14 protein-coding genes, 1 pseudogene and 1 other annotated feature are annotated in these 17,413 nt (G+C 33.7%); of the genes and pseudogenes, 4 read left to right on the plus strand and 11 right to left on the minus strand.

The window, feature by feature from the left end:
• Window positions 1-2 precede the first annotated feature (2 nt).
• The 4 genes from BQ5367_RS02105 to BQ5367_RS02120 are packed head-to-tail and all read right to left on the minus strand — an operon-like array spanning window position 3 to window position 2,810.
• On the minus strand, window positions 3-233 hold the full coding sequence (locus BQ5367_RS02105) for a hypothetical protein (protein WP_071440923.1): 231 nt from the start codon (window positions 231-233) through the stop codon (window positions 3-5).
• Window positions 233-1,252 (minus strand): hypothetical protein, encoded by a 1,020-nt coding sequence (locus tag BQ5367_RS02110; protein WP_071440924.1) that lies wholly within the window; start codon window positions 1,250-1,252, stop codon window positions 233-235. The genes BQ5367_RS02105 and BQ5367_RS02110 overlap by 1 nt, the downstream gene beginning before the upstream one ends.
• On the minus strand, window positions 1,242-2,069 hold the full coding sequence (locus BQ5367_RS02115; protein WP_071440925.1) for an IS1096 element passenger TnpR family protein: 828 nt from the start codon (window positions 2,067-2,069) through the stop codon (window positions 1,242-1,244). Before BQ5367_RS02115 ends, BQ5367_RS02110 begins: the two co-directional genes overlap by 11 nt.
• A 12-nt stretch (window positions 2,070-2,081) precedes the next feature.
• Complete coding sequence (locus BQ5367_RS02120; RefSeq protein ID WP_071440926.1) at window positions 2,082-2,810, minus strand: sugar isomerase domain-containing protein; 729 nt, start codon at window positions 2,808-2,810, stop codon at window positions 2,082-2,084.
• A gap of 301 nt (window positions 2,811-3,111) precedes the next feature.
• Between BQ5367_RS02120 and BQ5367_RS02125 the strand changes: the two genes are divergently transcribed.
• The gene (locus BQ5367_RS02125; RefSeq protein ID WP_071440703.1) at window positions 3,112-4,296 is read left to right on the plus strand and encodes an IS110 family RNA-guided transposase; all 1,185 of its coding nucleotides are present in this window, start codon (window positions 3,112-3,114) and stop codon (window positions 4,294-4,296) included.
• A 453-nt stretch (window positions 4,297-4,749) separates the two neighbouring features.
• Here the strand turns inward: BQ5367_RS02125 and BQ5367_RS12980 are convergent, their stop codons facing one another.
• The gene (locus BQ5367_RS12980; RefSeq protein WP_083383132.1) at window positions 4,750-4,869 is read right to left on the minus strand and encodes an IS3 family transposase; all 120 of its coding nucleotides are present in this window, start codon (window positions 4,867-4,869) and stop codon (window positions 4,750-4,752) included.
• A 137-nt stretch (window positions 4,870-5,006) separates the two neighbouring features.
• Between BQ5367_RS12980 and BQ5367_RS02130 the strand changes: the two genes are divergently transcribed.
• The 3 genes and pseudogenes from BQ5367_RS02130 to BQ5367_RS13620 all read left to right on the plus strand — a co-directional run bounded on the left by BQ5367_RS02130 (window position 5,007) and on the right by BQ5367_RS13620 (window position 12,189).
• Window positions 5,007-7,646 carry a PD-(D/E)XK nuclease family protein gene (locus BQ5367_RS02130; protein ID WP_071440927.1) on the plus strand — a complete coding sequence of 880 codons (2,640 nt, stop codon included), beginning with the start codon at window positions 5,007-5,009 and terminating at the stop codon, window positions 7,644-7,646.
• Entirely contained in the window at window positions 7,627-10,809 is a 3,183-nt protein-coding gene (locus tag BQ5367_RS02135; RefSeq protein WP_071440928.1) for a UvrD-helicase domain-containing protein, read from the plus strand. The genes BQ5367_RS02130 and BQ5367_RS02135 overlap by 20 nt, the downstream gene beginning before the upstream one ends.
• A 736-nt stretch (window positions 10,810-11,545) precedes the next feature.
• A pseudogene (locus BQ5367_RS13620) lies at window positions 11,546-12,189 on the plus strand (DUF4143 domain-containing protein).
• 103 nt (window positions 12,190-12,292) lie between these two features.
• Here BQ5367_RS13620 and BQ5367_RS02145 read toward each other — a convergent pair.
• The 6 genes from BQ5367_RS02145 to BQ5367_RS02170 all read right to left on the minus strand — a co-directional run bounded on the left by BQ5367_RS02145 (window position 12,293) and on the right by BQ5367_RS02170 (window position 17,406).
• Entirely contained in the window at window positions 12,293-13,417 is a 1,125-nt protein-coding gene (locus BQ5367_RS02145; RefSeq protein ID WP_071440929.1) for an aminotransferase class I/II-fold pyridoxal phosphate-dependent enzyme, read from the minus strand.
• Entirely contained in the window at window positions 13,417-14,145 is a 729-nt protein-coding gene (locus BQ5367_RS02150; RefSeq protein ID WP_071440930.1) for an amino acid ABC transporter ATP-binding protein, read from the minus strand. The genes BQ5367_RS02145 and BQ5367_RS02150 overlap by 1 nt, the downstream gene beginning before the upstream one ends.
• Window positions 14,138-14,839: an amino acid ABC transporter permease gene (locus tag BQ5367_RS02155; RefSeq protein ID WP_071440931.1), complete on the minus strand. Its 702-nt coding sequence runs from the start codon at window positions 14,837-14,839 to the stop codon at window positions 14,138-14,140. Before BQ5367_RS02155 ends, BQ5367_RS02150 begins: the two co-directional genes overlap by 8 nt.
• A gap of 26 nt (window positions 14,840-14,865) precedes the next feature.
• Window positions 14,866-15,618, minus strand: coding sequence for a transporter substrate-binding domain-containing protein (locus BQ5367_RS02160; RefSeq protein ID WP_071440932.1), 753 nt, complete (start codon window positions 15,616-15,618; stop codon window positions 14,866-14,868).
• A 112-nt stretch (window positions 15,619-15,730) separates the two neighbouring features.
• Window positions 15,731-15,933, minus strand: a binding site (T-box leader).
• Between the two features lie 118 nt (window positions 15,934-16,051).
• Entirely contained in the window at window positions 16,052-16,450 is a 399-nt protein-coding gene (locus BQ5367_RS02165) for a DUF1622 domain-containing protein (RefSeq protein ID WP_071440933.1), read from the minus strand.
• A complete protein-coding gene (locus BQ5367_RS02170) occupies window positions 16,447-17,406 on the minus strand; it encodes a ribose-phosphate diphosphokinase (protein WP_071440934.1) in 960 nt (319 codons plus the stop codon). The genes BQ5367_RS02165 and BQ5367_RS02170 overlap by 4 nt, the downstream gene beginning before the upstream one ends.
• Between the last annotated feature and the right edge of the window lie 7 nt (window positions 17,407-17,413).

A 17,413-nucleotide genomic window follows, 5' to 3' on the forward strand; every position in this document is an offset into this window, starting at 1 on the left:
ACCTAAAACGGCAAATCATCTTCATCTATACCTATATCATTTTGATCATTACTCATATCATAATATAACATAACTTTCTCATCAAAAGGCAAATCAGGATCAATCCCAGCTTCCTCCCAGCTTACCCCATAAGGAAAACCGCCTTCCGTATGACCAGCAATATAGGCAAATACATCGTCACATTCTTCATACACATCTTCTATTATGTTCTGTTTCTTCCTTTTCTTTCCCATCATAATTCCTCTATATGGATACCATTAAAATCAAACCCATTTTTTATACACCAGCCAATTTCACATAGTTTGATCATTCTATCCTGATATTGATAATAGTCATCTAATATACCAAATTTTCTAAACAATTCTTTACACCTTCTAAATGATCCTTTTTGATGAAACGCATGATAAAGCAATTCAAATGTATCTTCATCAACATTTACATGTTTTATAAATCGTTCAAGAATATCTCTATGATCGATATCATGATCACTAATTCCGATTACATTCTCCTCACATTCCAAATCATCTAAATCTATATCTTCAATATCAGCAAATATAAACTCTTTTTCTTTTGTATCATAAAGAATATTGCTCCATGGCCTTACTTCATTAAAAGCTGCGTTAAGTCCTGTCAGATCTATCGTTTCTAATGATTTTTCTCTGAAAACAAGCGGCATTTCCACATCAGAAAAAACTGCTTTTAACTTTATATATAGTTTCTCATCTTCATCATTTTTTAATTTACAAAGCTTCACATACATAAAATAATGATGAATCATATTTTCAAAATCAAAAACCGTATCATTCAATCTTTGAATAGAAAAACATTCACAGGTATGTATTAAATCTAAGATACAGTCTTTACAACAATGATAAGTTAAATAATAATCGACATATAAATTTAAATAATTATAGGTTCTATTATGATAAGCATCACGAATGATTTCAAAATGTTTAAAAGGAATATCCATGCTACTCATTACTTTTTCAAATATTGTTTCTAAAATATCTCTTTTATGCATCGAATCATTTAATGTCAGATAAGGAATGTCCAGATCTTGTTTCACAAGCTTATTGATGATATTCATATATCTAGGTGTTGCACATAATGTCTGATAACAGTCTTCCCAATCCTTAAAGACCTGTGCATTTATCAATAATTCTAAAGCCTTTTTTGAATCCATATTATCTAAAAATTCACGAATTTTCTTTACATTTTCAAAAAATATCTTTTCTTCTCTCTTATTCTTCATTGTCACAATTTCTTTTACATTCTGTAAAATATTCTCTTATATAAGCATTAATTTCTTCAGAATCAAACTCTTCCTGATCAAAATCAACCATGTCTTTCACAGGAATCATCTCTCCTTCATAATTTTCTACCAATGTATTGGGATCATCATAATATAACTGCAATTCACCATAATTGTCTTCCCAAATACCATATCCTTCACCATCTTTCACATACGGATAAGGATATAAAGAGGCATCCTCTTCTTTTCCTAAATATTTTACTGTAAATTCATACCCTTCACCAAAATCATACTCAAAAAGAATCTTACTATTTTTTCTTAAATGTAGCTCATTTAAGTGCCATTCTCTGGCATCCCGATCATCATTTTCAAAAATACTCTCTGAAAAGGTTCCATAAACTTTTCTGCCTATCGTAAATTGCATCAAATGATAGAAATCACCATGAAAAGCTAATACGATACTAATACCTAAATCAGATAAAGAAGCCATAGAAGGTATCGAAATTAACCGATTTAATTTCTTCTCATAACCTTTTAATTCAACCTTAAAAAGATATTTTTCACTAAGTCTCATAACTGAATGATAGTTTTCATACAAATAATTTGTAAACAATTTATCTACTTCTTTTTCATCAGCCTGATGTATCAAATAACTGTTCGTAATTTCAATAACAGAATTTCTAAGTGTAAAATCAATTGCAATTTCATCAGGTAACTGCTTTACCATTTTAATTATTTCCTTTAATTCTTTTGAACCTGACTGTTCACTTTCATTAATAATATTTTCAAAATATGTATCAATTATTTTTTCTATCATAAATTTTCTCCTTTATTTTTTATAAATTCTTGTATATTTCTCAAAATATTCATGATTTAGATTTTCACTACCTTCACAATTCAAACTGACAAAAACTGGTGGTGTTATACCTTTTTTGAGGATATAAGCTGCACACTGCGTAGAAATCGCCTGTACAATGAAGGCATTTGCCATTGATGACGTTGGACACATTGCACTATCTAACCCTTCCAAATGAATTGCACTATCCCCTAAAACTCCACAGTTATCAATCACGATATCTGCGATATCAAGCAAATGTTTCCCAGAAGAATGTCTGGAAGCTGTCGCATTGGAATGTTGAACACTTGTAATGGCTATCACTTTAGCTCCTCTATCTTTTGCTTCTAATGCCAATTCGATAGGATAAGCATTCCGTCCTGAATTAGAGGCTATCAGTACGACATCATTTTCACTGATTTTATACAGATCCACCAATATCTTGGCATATCCGCTAAGTCTTTCAAGATAGGAGCTTTTGGTAGGATGCTCATTCAATGTCAGCTCTGTTGTTAGAATAGGAACAACAAAAGCTAATCCGCCTGCCCTTGCATAAAACTCTTCCGCAACTGTATGTGAATGACCACTTCCACTAACATAAAATGTATGATCATTTATAAAAGCTTCAGCAATCATTTTCGCTGCTTCATCTATTTGCTTTACTTGTGTTTTTTGAATTTTCTTTAATACTTCAAAGCCACACTCAAACACCCTATCGATCATGGTGATTCCCTGGTATATTATAAATGACTCATTTAATAGTCATTTACAGTATACTTTTCCTTTCTATCAACCCTTTAAACCGTGGTTGATTACGGTTTTGTTAATCTGTAAAATTGAATAATGTGAATGTGGATTTGTATTATTCCTTGTGGCTTGACTACTTTAAGGAGGTTCTTACCACACCTTATTCCTAAATAATGATGAGTTAGATGAGTCTTTGAATTCGTATTTTGAACCAGGTTTTGTGGTTTAAGTGTTGTGGATACCATTTTCACGTATTTTAAAGAAAGGATTTTATATCATGAAATTAGTTGGAATCGACATTGGAAAGAATAAACACTTCTTTTGTATCATGGATAAAGATACCGGAGAACTTATCGTTCACCCTGCTTCTTTCTCTAATGATAAACATGGCTTTGATCTGCTTATTCAAAATCTTAAACCTTACTCTAAAAAATCTATCTTAATTGGTATGGAAGATACCGGACACTATCATTTTGCTTTGTTGAGATTTCTTCTGGATAGAAACTTCTCCGTTGCTCTTATCAATCCTACAACCACTGATTTTTCCCGTAAAATGCAAGGTGGTATTACCAAAAATGATAAGCTCGACACTTTGACTATTTGTGATGTCCTGGATACTCCAGAACGTAAAAAGCAGTATCGTATCACGAAAGTTAACAGCTTCGATCTTTATGAACAGAAACAGTTAACCAGACATCATCATAATCTGAAGGAAGAGCTCAATGTCTACTCAAACCGCCTGCAAAGGTGTATTGATATTGTATTCCCTGAATTCAACAGTCTGTTTGATTCCAAATATAGCCGTGTATATATGGCGGTGCTTAAAACTTTTGGCAGTGCTGAAGCTATCGCTAATGCTGATATAAGAAGGATTCGTCGATGCTTTGAATACAAAGGCAGAGGAAGACGTATTTCTTTAACCCCTGAAATGCTTAAGGATCGTGCAAAATCCTCTGTTGGAATTCCTTCATCAGCAGACGTTATTCAGATCAGACATCTGGTCGATCAAATAGAATTGATCCATGAGCAAATTACTGAAATAGATAAAAAAATAGAAGAGTTCTCGCTCAAGACAAACTCTCCTATCCTCTCCATACCAGGAATTTCTCATTTCTCTGGTACTTCTATTTTAGCGGAATTAGGAGATATAAGCAACTATTCTAATGCAAGAAAAATCATAAAGGCTGCAGGGGTGGCCCCTTACCATTACGAATCAAGTCAGTTTGCTGCACAGCATACAGCTATTGCCAAGAAAGGATCAAAGTATCTTCGAAAGACCTTGTATCAGATCATACTGACAGTTATTCGATGCAATCCTGTATTCAAGGAATACTATCAGCTTAAGATCTCTCAAGGCAAGGGACATCGCTGTGCTCAAGGACACTGTGTAAGAAAGCTGCTTAGAGTTATCTATCATTTAGTCACTACGAATCAGCCATTTAATCCTGATTTGTTAAGATAAATAATTAACTTCAAACAAATTTTAGAAATTCCCTTCATCAAGGTTGTTTTCATCATGCCCAAAAAGTACAAATCACTATTCACTTTTCAAAGAACAGCTCCAGCTAACATACAAAACTAGAAATTTTATATTTTCAAACTTTTTCATCTAATTCTCTTGATTTTTATATAGTTAGCTCCTTAAACTTTTATTTGTTTGTATTCTAGCATACACATGCAAAACGAAATAACTTCTCAAAATATATTATAATTCAGCATCAAATACTACGATTATAGAAAACATAAGCAGACATTATCCTTTATTACATTTATGAAATGATAAGTATTTCCCTTTCTTCATCTATCGGTGATGACCCTTTACTCAAACTTGTCATTACTGCAAGTTTAAAATCAGAGCAATCTCTTTATTAAACAGTTAAAGAATGTCCTGAACCCTAAAATTTGGACTAAAAAATTAAATTGTCATAGATAAGGTTTGATACCTGTATTGTAGGGGTGATAAACCTTTTCTTTTTGTATTGATTCTTTCTTCATTGTAATAATGAATGTATTCTTCCATAGTTATTCCCTCCATCAATTATTAAAATTATATCATAAAAGAATGAACTTGCTTTCATCAACATTTAATAATTTTTACAAAAACTTTATTGAATGATTTACTGTTTTTCATAGCCGCTTTAGTGTAAAATATATGCAATGGCAGGTAATATTATGGAAACAAAAAAATATGTTGATGATAGTATCGTAATTGTTGCACAAGGTGCACTGCGTCAAACACAGAAAGAAATTCTAAAACAACAGGTCAAAGGGGTTGAGATAACTACGCTTGGCCGTTTTATTCAGTCTTTAGATAAGACAAATACCGTTGAATGGACATTATGCTATGAATGTTATCAACGTTTTAAAGGCATCGAAAATCAGCTTCATTATTTTAAAAACAGTCTTTTGTCATCTTCTTTTATCGATGAATGTCTAAACTTTCTTGATCTGCTTCATTTCTATGAAATAAAACCTGATGAACTGCCTTGTATCAAAGAAAGTGATCAGGAACTTAAGATCATATTAGAAAGTATTTATGATTTGAAAACACGTTCTATTTGTTATAAGGAGAATCTTTCATCCATAGGTGATCTTTCCCATGTTTACATTCATATCGTTCATCCAACACTCATGGAAGAAAAATATATTCAGCTCTTAGTAGAACATCAGGCTCATTTATTATCGCCTTATCTCAATAAACCTGCTTATGAATACTATCATGCGAATAATCCAAGATGCGAAATTGAAAGCATTGCCCAAAAAATCATCGATGAGAAAATGGATATCAATGATGTCATGATTGCTTTATGTGATCCAAAAAGCAGTACTGTATTAGCTTCTGTATTTGACCGATATCAGATTCCTTATCATCTATCTTTATCAAAGTCTTCTTCTTATGCTTTTCAAGCTGCAAGTTTATTAGAATTTGCCTTAAATCCAACACCTGAAACTTTTTATGAATGTCTGACACAGAACTGTTTTGGGGATATGAGCAATCTTATCAAAGCACAAAAAATATATCCTTATGCCTATGATCAGCCATATCCTGATTTACAAAATCAAACTTTTCATAGTGATTTATTCAGTGAATATGAAATCAAGGATTTTATTTCAATTATTCATAAAGCCAATATTCAAAAACAAAAAATAATACCTTATTGTCAATCACTTATGTCTTCTGACATTCAAAATATCTTATATGGTGTAGATGAAATATTGAGACATTTTCATAAACCTGACCCTGCTTTTCATTCAGCTATGAGAAAGATACAAAATCTTTTCACAGATAGCCTTCCTTATTTAAAAGAAAAAGAAGATATACGTTTATTGATTGATGAAATTCGAAAAATCAAGATTGCTGAAAATGATCAACGTATGAATAGCGTCACAGTCATTCCTTATTCACAGATCAATGAATGTCTGCCTATTACCTTTGTCATTTCCGCAACCCAAAGTCACTTTTCAGACTTTACTCCTATGAGTGGAATTTTTGGAGAAAACTATGTAGCTAATATTGAAAAATTTCCTTCTTTGATGACTCGTTATCAGCATGATCATCAAAAAATGTTGGATAGGATTCAAAATGGTCAGCGTATCATTATCTCCTATCCGCTAAGTAATTATCTAGGTAAAAACTATGAATCAAGCTTAGATATCGAAACCCTTCTTCAAAAGGAATCTATCCCTTATCCACTTGATCAGGCAAATGATATTCAAGAAACGATTCTTCCTTTAAGTGAAGATACAGCTAGACATATTTACGTTAAAAACCATGAAATGAAAGGTTCCATTTCTTCTCTTGAAAAATATGTAGGCTGTCCTTATGCTTATTTTTTAAGATATGGATGTCATATCAAAGAACCTCTTGAAGTAGGATTTAATGTGCAGAAAATTGGTACCTTGAATCATGCTGTCTTAGAAACTCTGGTGAATCGTCATCAGAAAGATTATGCCAAAGCTTCTTTGGATGAAATCACACAAATCATTGATTTATATATGCATGATATGAAAATCGTATTTCCACATATTAACTTTGATCTGATTCGTGAACGATTGATTGAAAACATGAAAATGAACCTATTTATTCTTGAAGAAATGGAAGATCATTCTTCAATGAAACCTCAATATTGTGAATATAAATGGGAGCGCATCCTGCCTATCAATGAAACAGTTGATCTTCACCTTGTTGGTTATGTAGATCGCATCGATACATCTGAAACTGCCTTTAGAGTTCTAGATTATAAGAGTTCTCAGAAAAAACTTCAGAAAGATCTTGTTTTTTCAGGTCAGCAGCTACAGCTTTGTACTTATTTGATGCAAATGAGTGATGAATTAAAATTGCGTCCTTTAGGAGGTTTTTACTATTCTTTTCAAAATGGAAAGCTTGAGCTTCCATATCAAAAGCTAGCACGCCGTTCCAAGCTCATTGAAACGATTTCCACAGAAGCCATACAAAAAGAAATGATTCGTTCAAATCGATTACAAGGGTGGATCTTTGATGAAAATGTAGAAATCATGGATGATGATGCCACTCATGTCACGGGTCTAAAAAATACGAAAAGCAAAGGCATCTATGCCTCAAATGTATTCAAGATTGATGAAATCAGCGACTGTATCCAAGAGATGATGAAAATGATTGCTTTAAATATCTTAAGTGGAGATATACGTCTAGAACCGAATGAAGCTGCATGTCTTTTCTGCAAGTATCGGCCTATCTGTCGATTCAATGGCAGCTATACAGAGAAAAAACAATTGGTGGAACTGCCACCATGTATGAGAAAGGAGGAAGATCATGGGCAAACAGTGGAATGAAGCGCAAAAAGAAGCGATCACAACTCGACATTCTAACATTCTTGTCAGTGCAAGTGCCGGTAGTGGTAAAACAGGTGTCTTAGTTCAGCGTTTAGTTGAATTAGTCACTTTAGATCATATTGAAATCGATGAAATACTTGCGATGACTTTCTCTGAAGATGCAGCAAGTGAAATGAAAAAGCGATTATCCAAAGAAATCAATCAGTTAGTATTAAATGAAAAAGATGAAAATAATCAAAAATATCTTTTTTCTCAGCTTTCTAAACTATCAAATGCTCATATTTCAACGATTCACTCGTTTTGTTACTCCATTATCAAAGATTATTATTATCTATTAGGTCTTTCAGCTAAAAGAATTTCAAACCTATGTGTTGAAAGTACCCAAAAGATCTATCAGAATCAAGCTTTAGAAGAAGTTATGGCCATCAAGCAGCAAGAAAAAAATAATTCGTTTTATCGGCTCTGTGCCATGCTTTCTTCACGCCCTGAAAATCTTCAGCCTGTAAAAGATATCATTTTAAAAACAGCTTCTATGGCCGATTCTCAAAGTGATCCTGAAATGTGGCTCAATGAAGCATTAGAGGGCTATGCTTCAGATACTTTTGAAAAAGAAACCAAAGTCCAGCAAGCTTTTTTAGATTACTGGAAAGGAGTTCTTCAGACTTATAAACAGGCCTTTGAAATAATTCGCCAGCAGTTTGAAGAACACTATCCTGATGAAGAAAAGAAAATAGCTGCATTCTATAAAAAATATGAACGGATCCGTGATGTTCATCAGATATCAGATTTTGATGAATTTTCTACACAGATTCTTGGCTGTGCCCGTCTTGCTTTACCGACTTCTCCAGATTCACAGAATATCTTTTATAAAGAAGCTCGTGAAACGATCATGGCTATCGAAGATGAAGTATTGGCTGTTCCTCCAACAGATGTTATGAAAAAAATGACGAGTGAAGTCATTGATGTCATTTCTGAACTGATTGATTGTGTGCGTCTGTATTTTAAATATTATGAAGCGATTAAAATTGAGAAAGAAGTCATTGATTTTTCGGATATGGAGCATATGGCTCTTAAACTTTTAAAAGAATTTCCAAATGTTGCAGAGCATTACCGTTCACTATTTAAAGAAATCATGGTAGATGAATTTCAAGATAGCAATGATGTTCAAGATGAACTGGTTCGTTTGATCTGCCGTAAAGATAATGTTTTCCGTGTAGGTGATGTCAAACAGTCCATTTATGGCTTTCGACATGCCCTGCCACAGATCATGCAATCTTATAAAGAAAAAGAAGATGCCTATAATAAAGTTATTCGCTTTAATAAGAATTATCGATCCGATGCAACGATTGTTGAATTTAATAACGTCCTATACGAAATTCTTATGAATATTGAAGGATTCGATTCTTTACCGTTTAAAAGTGAAGATTTAAGTGAGATTGGGCTTGATTCACAAAAAGAAAATAATCAGCCAATCATTTTCCATGCCCTTGATCCAAATTTAAAAACTTATGAAGATGAAAGAATCAATAAAGATATTTATAAAGCTGAATATATTGCTCATGAAATTTTAAGGCAGAGCAAAGATCATGAATTTAAAGATTTTGCGGTACTCGTACGTAGCAACGCTAAAATGGAAGTCTTAAAGAAGGTTTTTGAAAAGTATCATATTCCTTACTATATGAATCAGAAAAGCGGGTTTTATGAATCTCGAAGCATACAGCTTCTTCTTTCCATGCTCTCTGCTCTTTGTGATCCGGAGAATGACTTTCATTTTGCAGCTATCCTCACAAGTATCTTTTTCCAATTTGATAGTGATTCCCTGGCAAAACTATCTCAAAAGAAAAATAAATCTTATTATCAATGTATAAAAGAACAAATGCCTCAGTTATTAGATGAATTTGAACGTATTCGAAATTCTTCTCTTACGATCCACGAAATGATCCAGGAATGTTTCAAATGGAATCAGTTTTATGATACCTGCTCTTTTCAAGATCAAACTAACTGTGATTATTTCTATGAACTAGCCTGTGATTATGAACAAAATACTAGCTGTGAATGTATCAACTTTTTGACTTATATAGATTCATTAAAAGATCAACAGACAGCTCAAACCAGCACGATCGGAAAAAACGATAATGTCGTTCGTTTCATGAGCATTCATAACTCTAAGGGACTTGAATTTCCAATCATCTACTTATGGGCAACAAGTAATATGAAAAAAATGGAATTAAGTGATATGGTACTCTGCGACAATGAATTAGGTATCGGTATCAACATCATGCAATTTCCTTATCGTAATATTTTTAAATCTTATCAGCGTATTGCAATCGAGCATAAGAAAAATCGTGATGAAATTGAAGAAGAATTACGTATTCTTTATGTTGCGACTACTCGTGCAAAAAAACAGCTGCATATCGTAGATTTCCTTGATCCAAAGCTAGATATCAATCATGGCATCACTTATTCTAAAATCAATGCCCGTAAAGGTACGACCAGCTGGATACTTCAGTCTATGAATCATTTACATCAGGATCATCTTTTTAAGATTCATTATGTGGATCATCTATGGGAGACAAAACCTTTAGAAAAAACAAGAAAAGAAGCAAAAACACTTCCTATATATAAAGATGAACAAGTCATTGAACTTCTTTCACCCAGTGAAACAGAGAGTCTTGATTTTGAAGTTCGTCCTTTAAATTTCAATAAAAAAGATGCTGCCAAACGTGGTACAACTTATCATGCCTATTTGGAACATCTGCCGAATAAACAATGGAATAAAGCAATGATTCGTGAAATATCTTCTCAATATCATCTTGAGATTGATGAAAAGATATTTTCAGATTTAATGAAATTAAATCAAAATGACATTTTACGATCACTTCAAAATACTAAAATATATCATGAATATCCATTCCTCGTACAAGATGGAAATACTGTATTACATGGATATATGGACTTTTTATCTATTGGTGATAAGATTACGCTCATTGATTTTAAAACTGATGAGGTGAGGGAGGAAAAAGTATTGATCGAACGCTATACTTCTCAGCTTATGGCTTATAAAAATGCTTGCCAGATTCTTTTTAAAGATAAAAAGATCCAAGCCTATATATATTCTTTTTCATTGGCCAAGATGATTGAAATATCAAATCGCCCTTTATGAGGTGATTTCCATCACAAAACAGTTCAATAAAATCCCACAAATTGGTCTAGTAAAATTACACAAAATAGTATGATAACAATAGAAAGATGGTGAGATTATTGTGGAATATAAAAATAGGATCGTAGATGCATAGTTAGATCTTAAATTAGAAAGTTTTGGTGCTGCTTTAATTGTTGGCTAAAGGGCTGTGGGAAAACTACTACAGCTAAGCAGAAAGCAAAAAGCATCGTTGAATTTCAAGATGAAGATGTTCGCGATAACTTACTAGCAGTCGCAAACAACCAACCATCTAGGCTACTTATAGGTGAAACTCCAAGATTATTCGATGAATGGCAAGATGCACCTAAAATTTGGGGGGGCTATTAGAAAGTCCATTGATGATCGTCAAGAAAATGGCTTATACATATTAACAGGTTCAACATCACAAAATGTGAACACACCTCATATGGGAACCCAAAGAATTTCTACCTTAAAAATGTATCCTATGAGTTTGTATGAAAGTCTAGAATCAAATGGAAGCGTATCTTTGATTGATCTATTTAATCATCCTGACCAATTTGATGGATGCCAGTCCTATATAGACCTAGACGATATAATTTTCGCAATTTGCAGGGGAGGATGGCCAAGAGCTATTAACAATAAAACGAAACAATCTCAACTAGAAATTGCCAAGGATTTATTCAAACAGACATATACAGTAGATATTTCTAACATTGCTGATGTCAAACGAAATCCTATGTGGTCAGAAACAATATTAAGATCATATGCTAGAAATATATGTACATTAGCAAAAAAAAGTACAATACTAGCAGATGTTGAAGCAACTTGTTCAATCTCAAAATCAACTTTTTTTGATTATGAGAGTGCTTTAGAAAAACTTTATATTATTGAAAATATTCATCCATGGTGTCCCTCAATCCGATCAAAATCTGCTATTCGTGCTACAATAAAATTAATTTTATTGATCCATCAATTGCTGTAGCAGCATTAGGTCTTAGTCCTGAATATTTTAATTTAGATTTTAAGACACTGGGTTTTCTATTTGAGTCATTATGTATCAGAGATTTAATTATTTATTCTTCTAAATGTAATGGCAAAGTCTCCTATTATCATGACCGATATGGACTAGAAGCTGATGCAGTACTACATTTAGAAGATGGAAGGTATGCATTGATAGAAATCAAATTAGGAGCGAATGAAATTGATGACGGTGCACGTCATCTTTGTGAAATCGAGAAACTAATAAATGACCATAATAAAATAGAAAGGCAAGTACCTATTCGTTTACCAGATTTAAAAATTGTACTTACTGGAACAGAATATGGGTATCGTAGAGATGATGGAGTCTTAGTAATTCCAATCGGATGTTTAAAAGATTAATCGGATGTTTAAAAAAGGTGAAATCGAGTTTCACCTTTTTATAACTTATATTATTCTAAATACATACTATATTCAATAGATTCTCGATCAAGTTTTTTTATTACTAGATATCATCAAATTGTCTTAACCATTTTGAAAAGGTTTTTAATCCTTTTTGAAAGATTATTGGATCGATACCTCCGCCAAGACGAAGATGATATTCACAATCAAAGCAGCTTCCAGGAACAAAGAAGATTCCTTCTTCTTTCTGGACACGCAAAGATAACTCTTCACTTGGTATTTTCATATCATAGCGAATCAACTGCGTCGTTCCTGAGGTAAACGTATTTGTAATATGTTTTTCTTCTTTGATCCATTCTTTGAGAAAAGCTCTGTTTTTCATACAAATATCATAATTTCTAGACAGTACCTTTTCTTTTTGTTTCAAAACCTCAACTGCTAAAAGATCATTCATTTTAGGAATTGAAATGATATGATAATCACGGCGGTTAATGATCCTATCGATAAAATCTTTAGGACCTATGATCCATCCTAATCTTAGAGCCGGTAATCCATAAGCCTTACTTAAACCAGAAGTAATGATCGCTTTATCATATAAACCATAAAAACTTCCCTGATAACAAAAATCATCAACACAAAGCCCTCGATAAACTTCATCTACAAATAAATATAAATCATATTTTTCAGCTAATTCAACTAATTGTACGGCCTGTTCACCACTTAACATCGTTCCTGTCGGATTATTAGGCAAAGTTACACAGATCGCTTTTGTTTTTTCTGTGATGACTCTTTCTAATTCATCAAAATCCATCTGCCATCCTTTATCTTCATACAGCTTTAATTCAATGATGTTAGCCCCTAAACTTTCTGCAAGTGAAGATATCTGTTGATATCCAGGTGTAAATGTGATGATTTCATCATTAGGTTCAATCAGTTCCATGATGGCCATTTCATTGGCATTGATAGCTCCTTGAGCAATAGCAATATTACATGGTTCCACAGTATCATATAACTGACAGATCTGCTTTTTCAATTCATCACTGCCATTAATATCTCCATAGTCAAGTTTCATATCCAAAAAAGTATCTAAATACTTTTCTTTAATATTCAAAAGATCTAATAATTCACCCATTTTTAAAGGTGATACACAAGATTCTGTCAGATTATAGAGGCCCTCATTTTCATGCTCATTCATCCATATTTCTACTTTAAATGGGCGAATTTTCATTAGTAAAGTACCTTTCTTAAGAAATCCTGAGCACGTTTCGTCTGTGGCTGTGAAAAGAACAAGTCTGGGGTATTTTCCTCAATGATCTTACCATCTTCTAAAAAAACAATACGATTTGCAATTTCCTTCGCAAAACCCATTTCATGTGTAACTACCACCATCGTCATCCCCTCACCAGCCAGCTGTTTCATGACCTCTAAGACTTCCATGACCATTTCCGGATCAAGAGCACTTGTAGGTTCATCAAAAAGCATGATTTGAGGATTCATCATCAATGAACGGGCAATCGCTGCACGCTGCTTCTGTCCTCCGGATAATTTTTTTGGATATGCATCTTCTTTATCTGCTAAGCCAACACGCTGTAAAAGCTCTTTTGCTTTTGCGATAGCTTCTTCTTTGCTCATATGCAATGTCTTCATAGGAGCAAGAATCATATTATCCATCACATTCATATGTGGAAAAAGATTAAAGTGCTGGAAAACAAATCCTGTTTTGGAGCGAGCCTCTTTAGCCTGCATTTCATCTCTATAATCAACAAGCTTTCCTTCTATATAAATATTGCCTGACTCAGGAATTTCTAATCCGTTGATACACCGGCATAACGTACTTTTTCCTGATCCGCTAGGTCCAATCAGACAAACGATTTCTCCCTTGCGAATTTGAAAGGATACATCATCTAATGCCTTTACATTTTGAAATGTTTTTGAAATGTGTTCTGTCTTAATCACTTTCTGCCAGTCTCCTTTCAACTTTTTTCGCAATTGATGAAATCACAAATGTCATAACTAAATAGAAAACACCCGCCATCATTAAAGGAAAAAGATAATTATAGTAATTAGCTCCCATGATCTGTGCACTGTAAAGCAGCTCTACTGCTCCGATCGTAGAAAGCAAAGAAGAATCTTTGATCAGGGTGATATACTCAGAAACCATCGGAGGTACTACTTGTTTAAAAGCCTGCGGTAAAATAACATAGCGCATCATATCCCAATGTGAGAGGTTTAATGACATGGACGCTTCCCACTGTCCTGCATCAATTCCAATAATTCCTGAACGTATCAATTCTGTTGAATAAGCTCCTGAATTAATACCAATCGCAATCGTACCTACAACAAATTTATTGACACGAAAAGCGTTTCCTGTAATCAAAGTAATAAGTGTTGGCATGATCAGATAGAAAAATAAAATCTGAAGCAGCATTGGTGTTCCTCTTATCAGTTCTACATAGCAGTTTCCTAAAAAGCGAAGAAATTTATTCTTATTCAATTTAAGGGAAGCCCCAATAATTCCTAAGACGATTCCCATCAACCATGCAATTGAAGCTACGATCAATGAATAAACTGCCCCAATCAACAGTGTCTTATAATTTTCGGGATTACTGGCAATTTCCAGACACTTTCCAAAGTATTCCTGTATATCCATATTTTTTCCTCTCTTATCTTATTTGCTTACATCCCCCATTTTGTTTTTAATTCTTCATATGCATCACTGTCTTTAAATTGTGCAATCGCATCATTTAAAGCTTCCATCAATAGTTCATTGCTTGTTGAACAAATGATACCATTTTCTTCATCAATCAATGGCTCTTCCAGAACAACCAATGATGAATCACTCGCTTCATAATTCTGAGCTACCAAAATATCAATGACAACTGCATCCATCTGGCCTGCCTTTAATGCTTCAACTAAAATATTCGCATCCTGATTCAATTCTACTGTCGCTCCTTCAATTTCTGCGGCTGCATCTGCCCCTGTTGTTCCTAACTGAGCTCCTACCACTTTGCCATTTAAATCTGCCGCTGATTCAATACCTGAATCATTTTTTGTTAAAATGACCTGAGCAGATTCTAAATAAGGATCTGAAAACAATACCTGTCTTTCTGGATCATAGGTAAAACCAGAAACACCCACATCTACCTGACCCAGATTCACTGCATCAACAATCGTAGAAAAAGTCATCTGTTCGAATTCAACTTCAACACCTAAATATTTTTCTAATTCTGCCATCATATCAACATCAAAGCCAACCATTTCTCCGTTTTCCAAACTTTCATAAGGCGGATAATCCGGTGAGATACCTACAATAAGTTTATTTTCTTCAATCAGCTGATCTTCCCAAGTAGTTTCTTCTTGTGTATTTGAACACGCACTACATCCTAATACCATTGCTGCTACAGCAGCTATTTTAAACATTTTTTTCATTTTTCTTTACCTCTTTCTTTCCTTTCATAAAATAATATATTTTCTACAGTCAACAAAAAATATCGTCGTCGTTTCCTCATAATTACCTCCTAAAATAAAAAAGCGTCTTCATTATGAAGACGCTTATAGCGCGGTGCCACCTCATTTGCCGACAAATTGGTCGACCTCTCAACTCTTAATGCGAGTACACAGTTGCCTTACTTTCATACAGCAACATCTCCAAAGCTCGTTTCATTTCCTTCCAGTATCAGTTTTCACCAGCCACTGACTCTCTATAACTTTCCAAAAACTACTACTCTTTTTCATCGATGTTGACAACATATTAATCGAATAAAAACCAATTGTCAAGAAAAAAATAATTTTTTTACACATTTTTGTAAATTTATGTCATTTTGTTTCATTTTATTTCATAATAAAAGCACTCTTTCAAGTGCTAATATTCAATATCGGTTATATCTTGATTATGTTCTTTTTCATTTTTTACTTCATAATGAATCAAAACTGAAAGAAGAGCTCTAAGAACGATAATCGCCCCTAAAATCATGATTTCATCAATTGTACGAATCGTCACAGTTTTTAAAATTTCCGCTCCCATCTTAAACTCCAAACCTAATGCCAATGAGTTTCCTAGAGAAAGTTTGATAGGATAATGCACATGTTTCAAAATACTTCGTCCATACATATAAAATGATTTTATCGAACCTACGATGATGACTATAATCCCCATCAATTCAATGATTCCTGTAATTTCAGGCACGATAATCTGTACGATGTGCTCAAAGAAAGCAACACTTTCCTGACTCGTTTCAGCTAATAATAGCAAGCTTATCATGATTTACTGTTATAGGATTGAAGAACTTCACTTACTGAACGGTTCTCCTCCATTCCCTTAATAATCAAACCTAAAAGTTTACCAACTGATAAAACTGTCATTTTTTCTAACTGAGCTTTCTTTGCTGCCTGAGGAATCGTATTTGTACAAACAAATTCCACGATATTTGAATTTTTCAATCTCTCGATTGCCGGTCCCGATAAAACACCATGTGTACAGCAAGCATAAACCTCTTTTGCACCTTGTTTATATAATAAATCTATACCAGCAATCAGTGTTCCTGCTGTATCTACGATATCATCAATAATAATAACAGATTTTCCTTCCACATCACCAATGATATTCATTGCTTCCGCTACATTTGGGCGTGGACGACGCTTATCAATAATAGCCAATGGTGCATGAAGACGTTCTGCAAGTGCCCTTGCACGTGTAGTACCGCCATGATCCGGTGAAACAACAACGATCTGATCCAAATTCTTATTTTGGAAATACTCTGCGATAATCGGCAAACATGCGATATCATCTGCTGGAATATCAAAGAATCCTTGGATTTGCGTTGCATGAAGATCCATCGTAATAACACGATTTGCACCTGCTCTTTCTAAAAGAGAAGCAACAAGCTTACTAGTAATCGGCTGGCGTGGACGTGCTTTGCGATCCTGACGAGCATAGCCAAAATAAGGTATAACAGCTGTAATAAAAGCAGCACTAGCTCGTTTACATGCATCAATAGCTATTAAAAGTTCCATTAAATTACTACTAACCGGATTGCATGTAGATTGAACAATATAAACTCTCTTACCACGTACAGATTCACCAAGCTGCACGAGAATTTCGCCGTCCGCAAAGTGACGAACATCACAATTACCCAGAGGGATGCCCAATTGCTGAGCAATTTCGTTCGCTAAATCAACGCTGGAAGTTAAAGCAAAAATAACTGTATCCTTTATCATAAATGAG

Origin of the sequence: Traorella massiliensis (assembly GCF_900104665.1) — a bacterium.
Classification (GTDB): Bacteria; Bacillota_I; Bacilli_A; order Erysipelotrichales; family Erysipelotrichaceae; genus Traorella; species Traorella massiliensis.

Bases quoted from the DNA above. Each gene is read 5' to 3' on its own strand.
- BQ5367_RS02125 (WP_071440703.1), top strand. From the start codon at position 3,112: ATGAAATTAGTTGGAATCGACATTGGAAAGAATAAACACTTCTTTTGT.
- BQ5367_RS02120 (WP_071440926.1), bottom strand. From the start codon at position 2,810: ATGATCGATAGGGTGTTTGAGTGTGGCTTTGAAGTATTAAAGAAAATT.
- BQ5367_RS02115 (WP_071440925.1), bottom strand. From the start codon at position 2,069: ATGATAGAAAAAATAATTGATACATATTTTGAAAATATTATTAATGAA.
- BQ5367_RS02130 (WP_071440927.1), top strand. From the start codon at position 5,007: ATGGAAACAAAAAAATATGTTGATGATAGTATCGTAATTGTTGCACAA.
- BQ5367_RS02155 (WP_071440931.1), bottom strand. From the start codon at position 14,839: ATGGATATACAGGAATACTTTGGAAAGTGTCTGGAAATTGCCAGTAAT.
- BQ5367_RS02165 (WP_071440933.1), bottom strand. From the start codon at position 16,450: ATGATAAGCTTGCTATTATTAGCTGAAACGAGTCAGGAAAGTGTTGCT.
- BQ5367_RS02170 (WP_071440934.1), bottom strand. From the start codon at position 17,406: ATGATAAAGGATACAGTTATTTTTGCTTTAACTTCCAGCGTTGATTTA.
- BQ5367_RS12980 (WP_083383132.1), bottom strand. From the start codon at position 4,869: ATGGAGGGAATAACTATGGAAGAATACATTCATTATTACAATGAAGAA.
- BQ5367_RS02110 (WP_071440924.1), bottom strand. From the start codon at position 1,252: ATGAAGAATAAGAGAGAAGAAAAGATATTTTTTGAAAATGTAAAGAAA.
- BQ5367_RS02145 (WP_071440929.1), bottom strand. From the start codon at position 13,417: ATGAAAATTCGCCCATTTAAAGTAGAAATATGGATGAATGAGCATGAA.
- BQ5367_RS02160 (WP_071440932.1), bottom strand. From the start codon at position 15,618: ATGAAAAAAATGTTTAAAATAGCTGCTGTAGCAGCAATGGTATTAGGA.
- BQ5367_RS02105 (WP_071440923.1), bottom strand. From the start codon at position 233: ATGGGAAAGAAAAGGAAGAAACAGAACATAATAGAAGATGTGTATGAA.
- BQ5367_RS02135 (WP_071440928.1), top strand. From the start codon at position 7,627: ATGGGCAAACAGTGGAATGAAGCGCAAAAAGAAGCGATCACAACTCGA.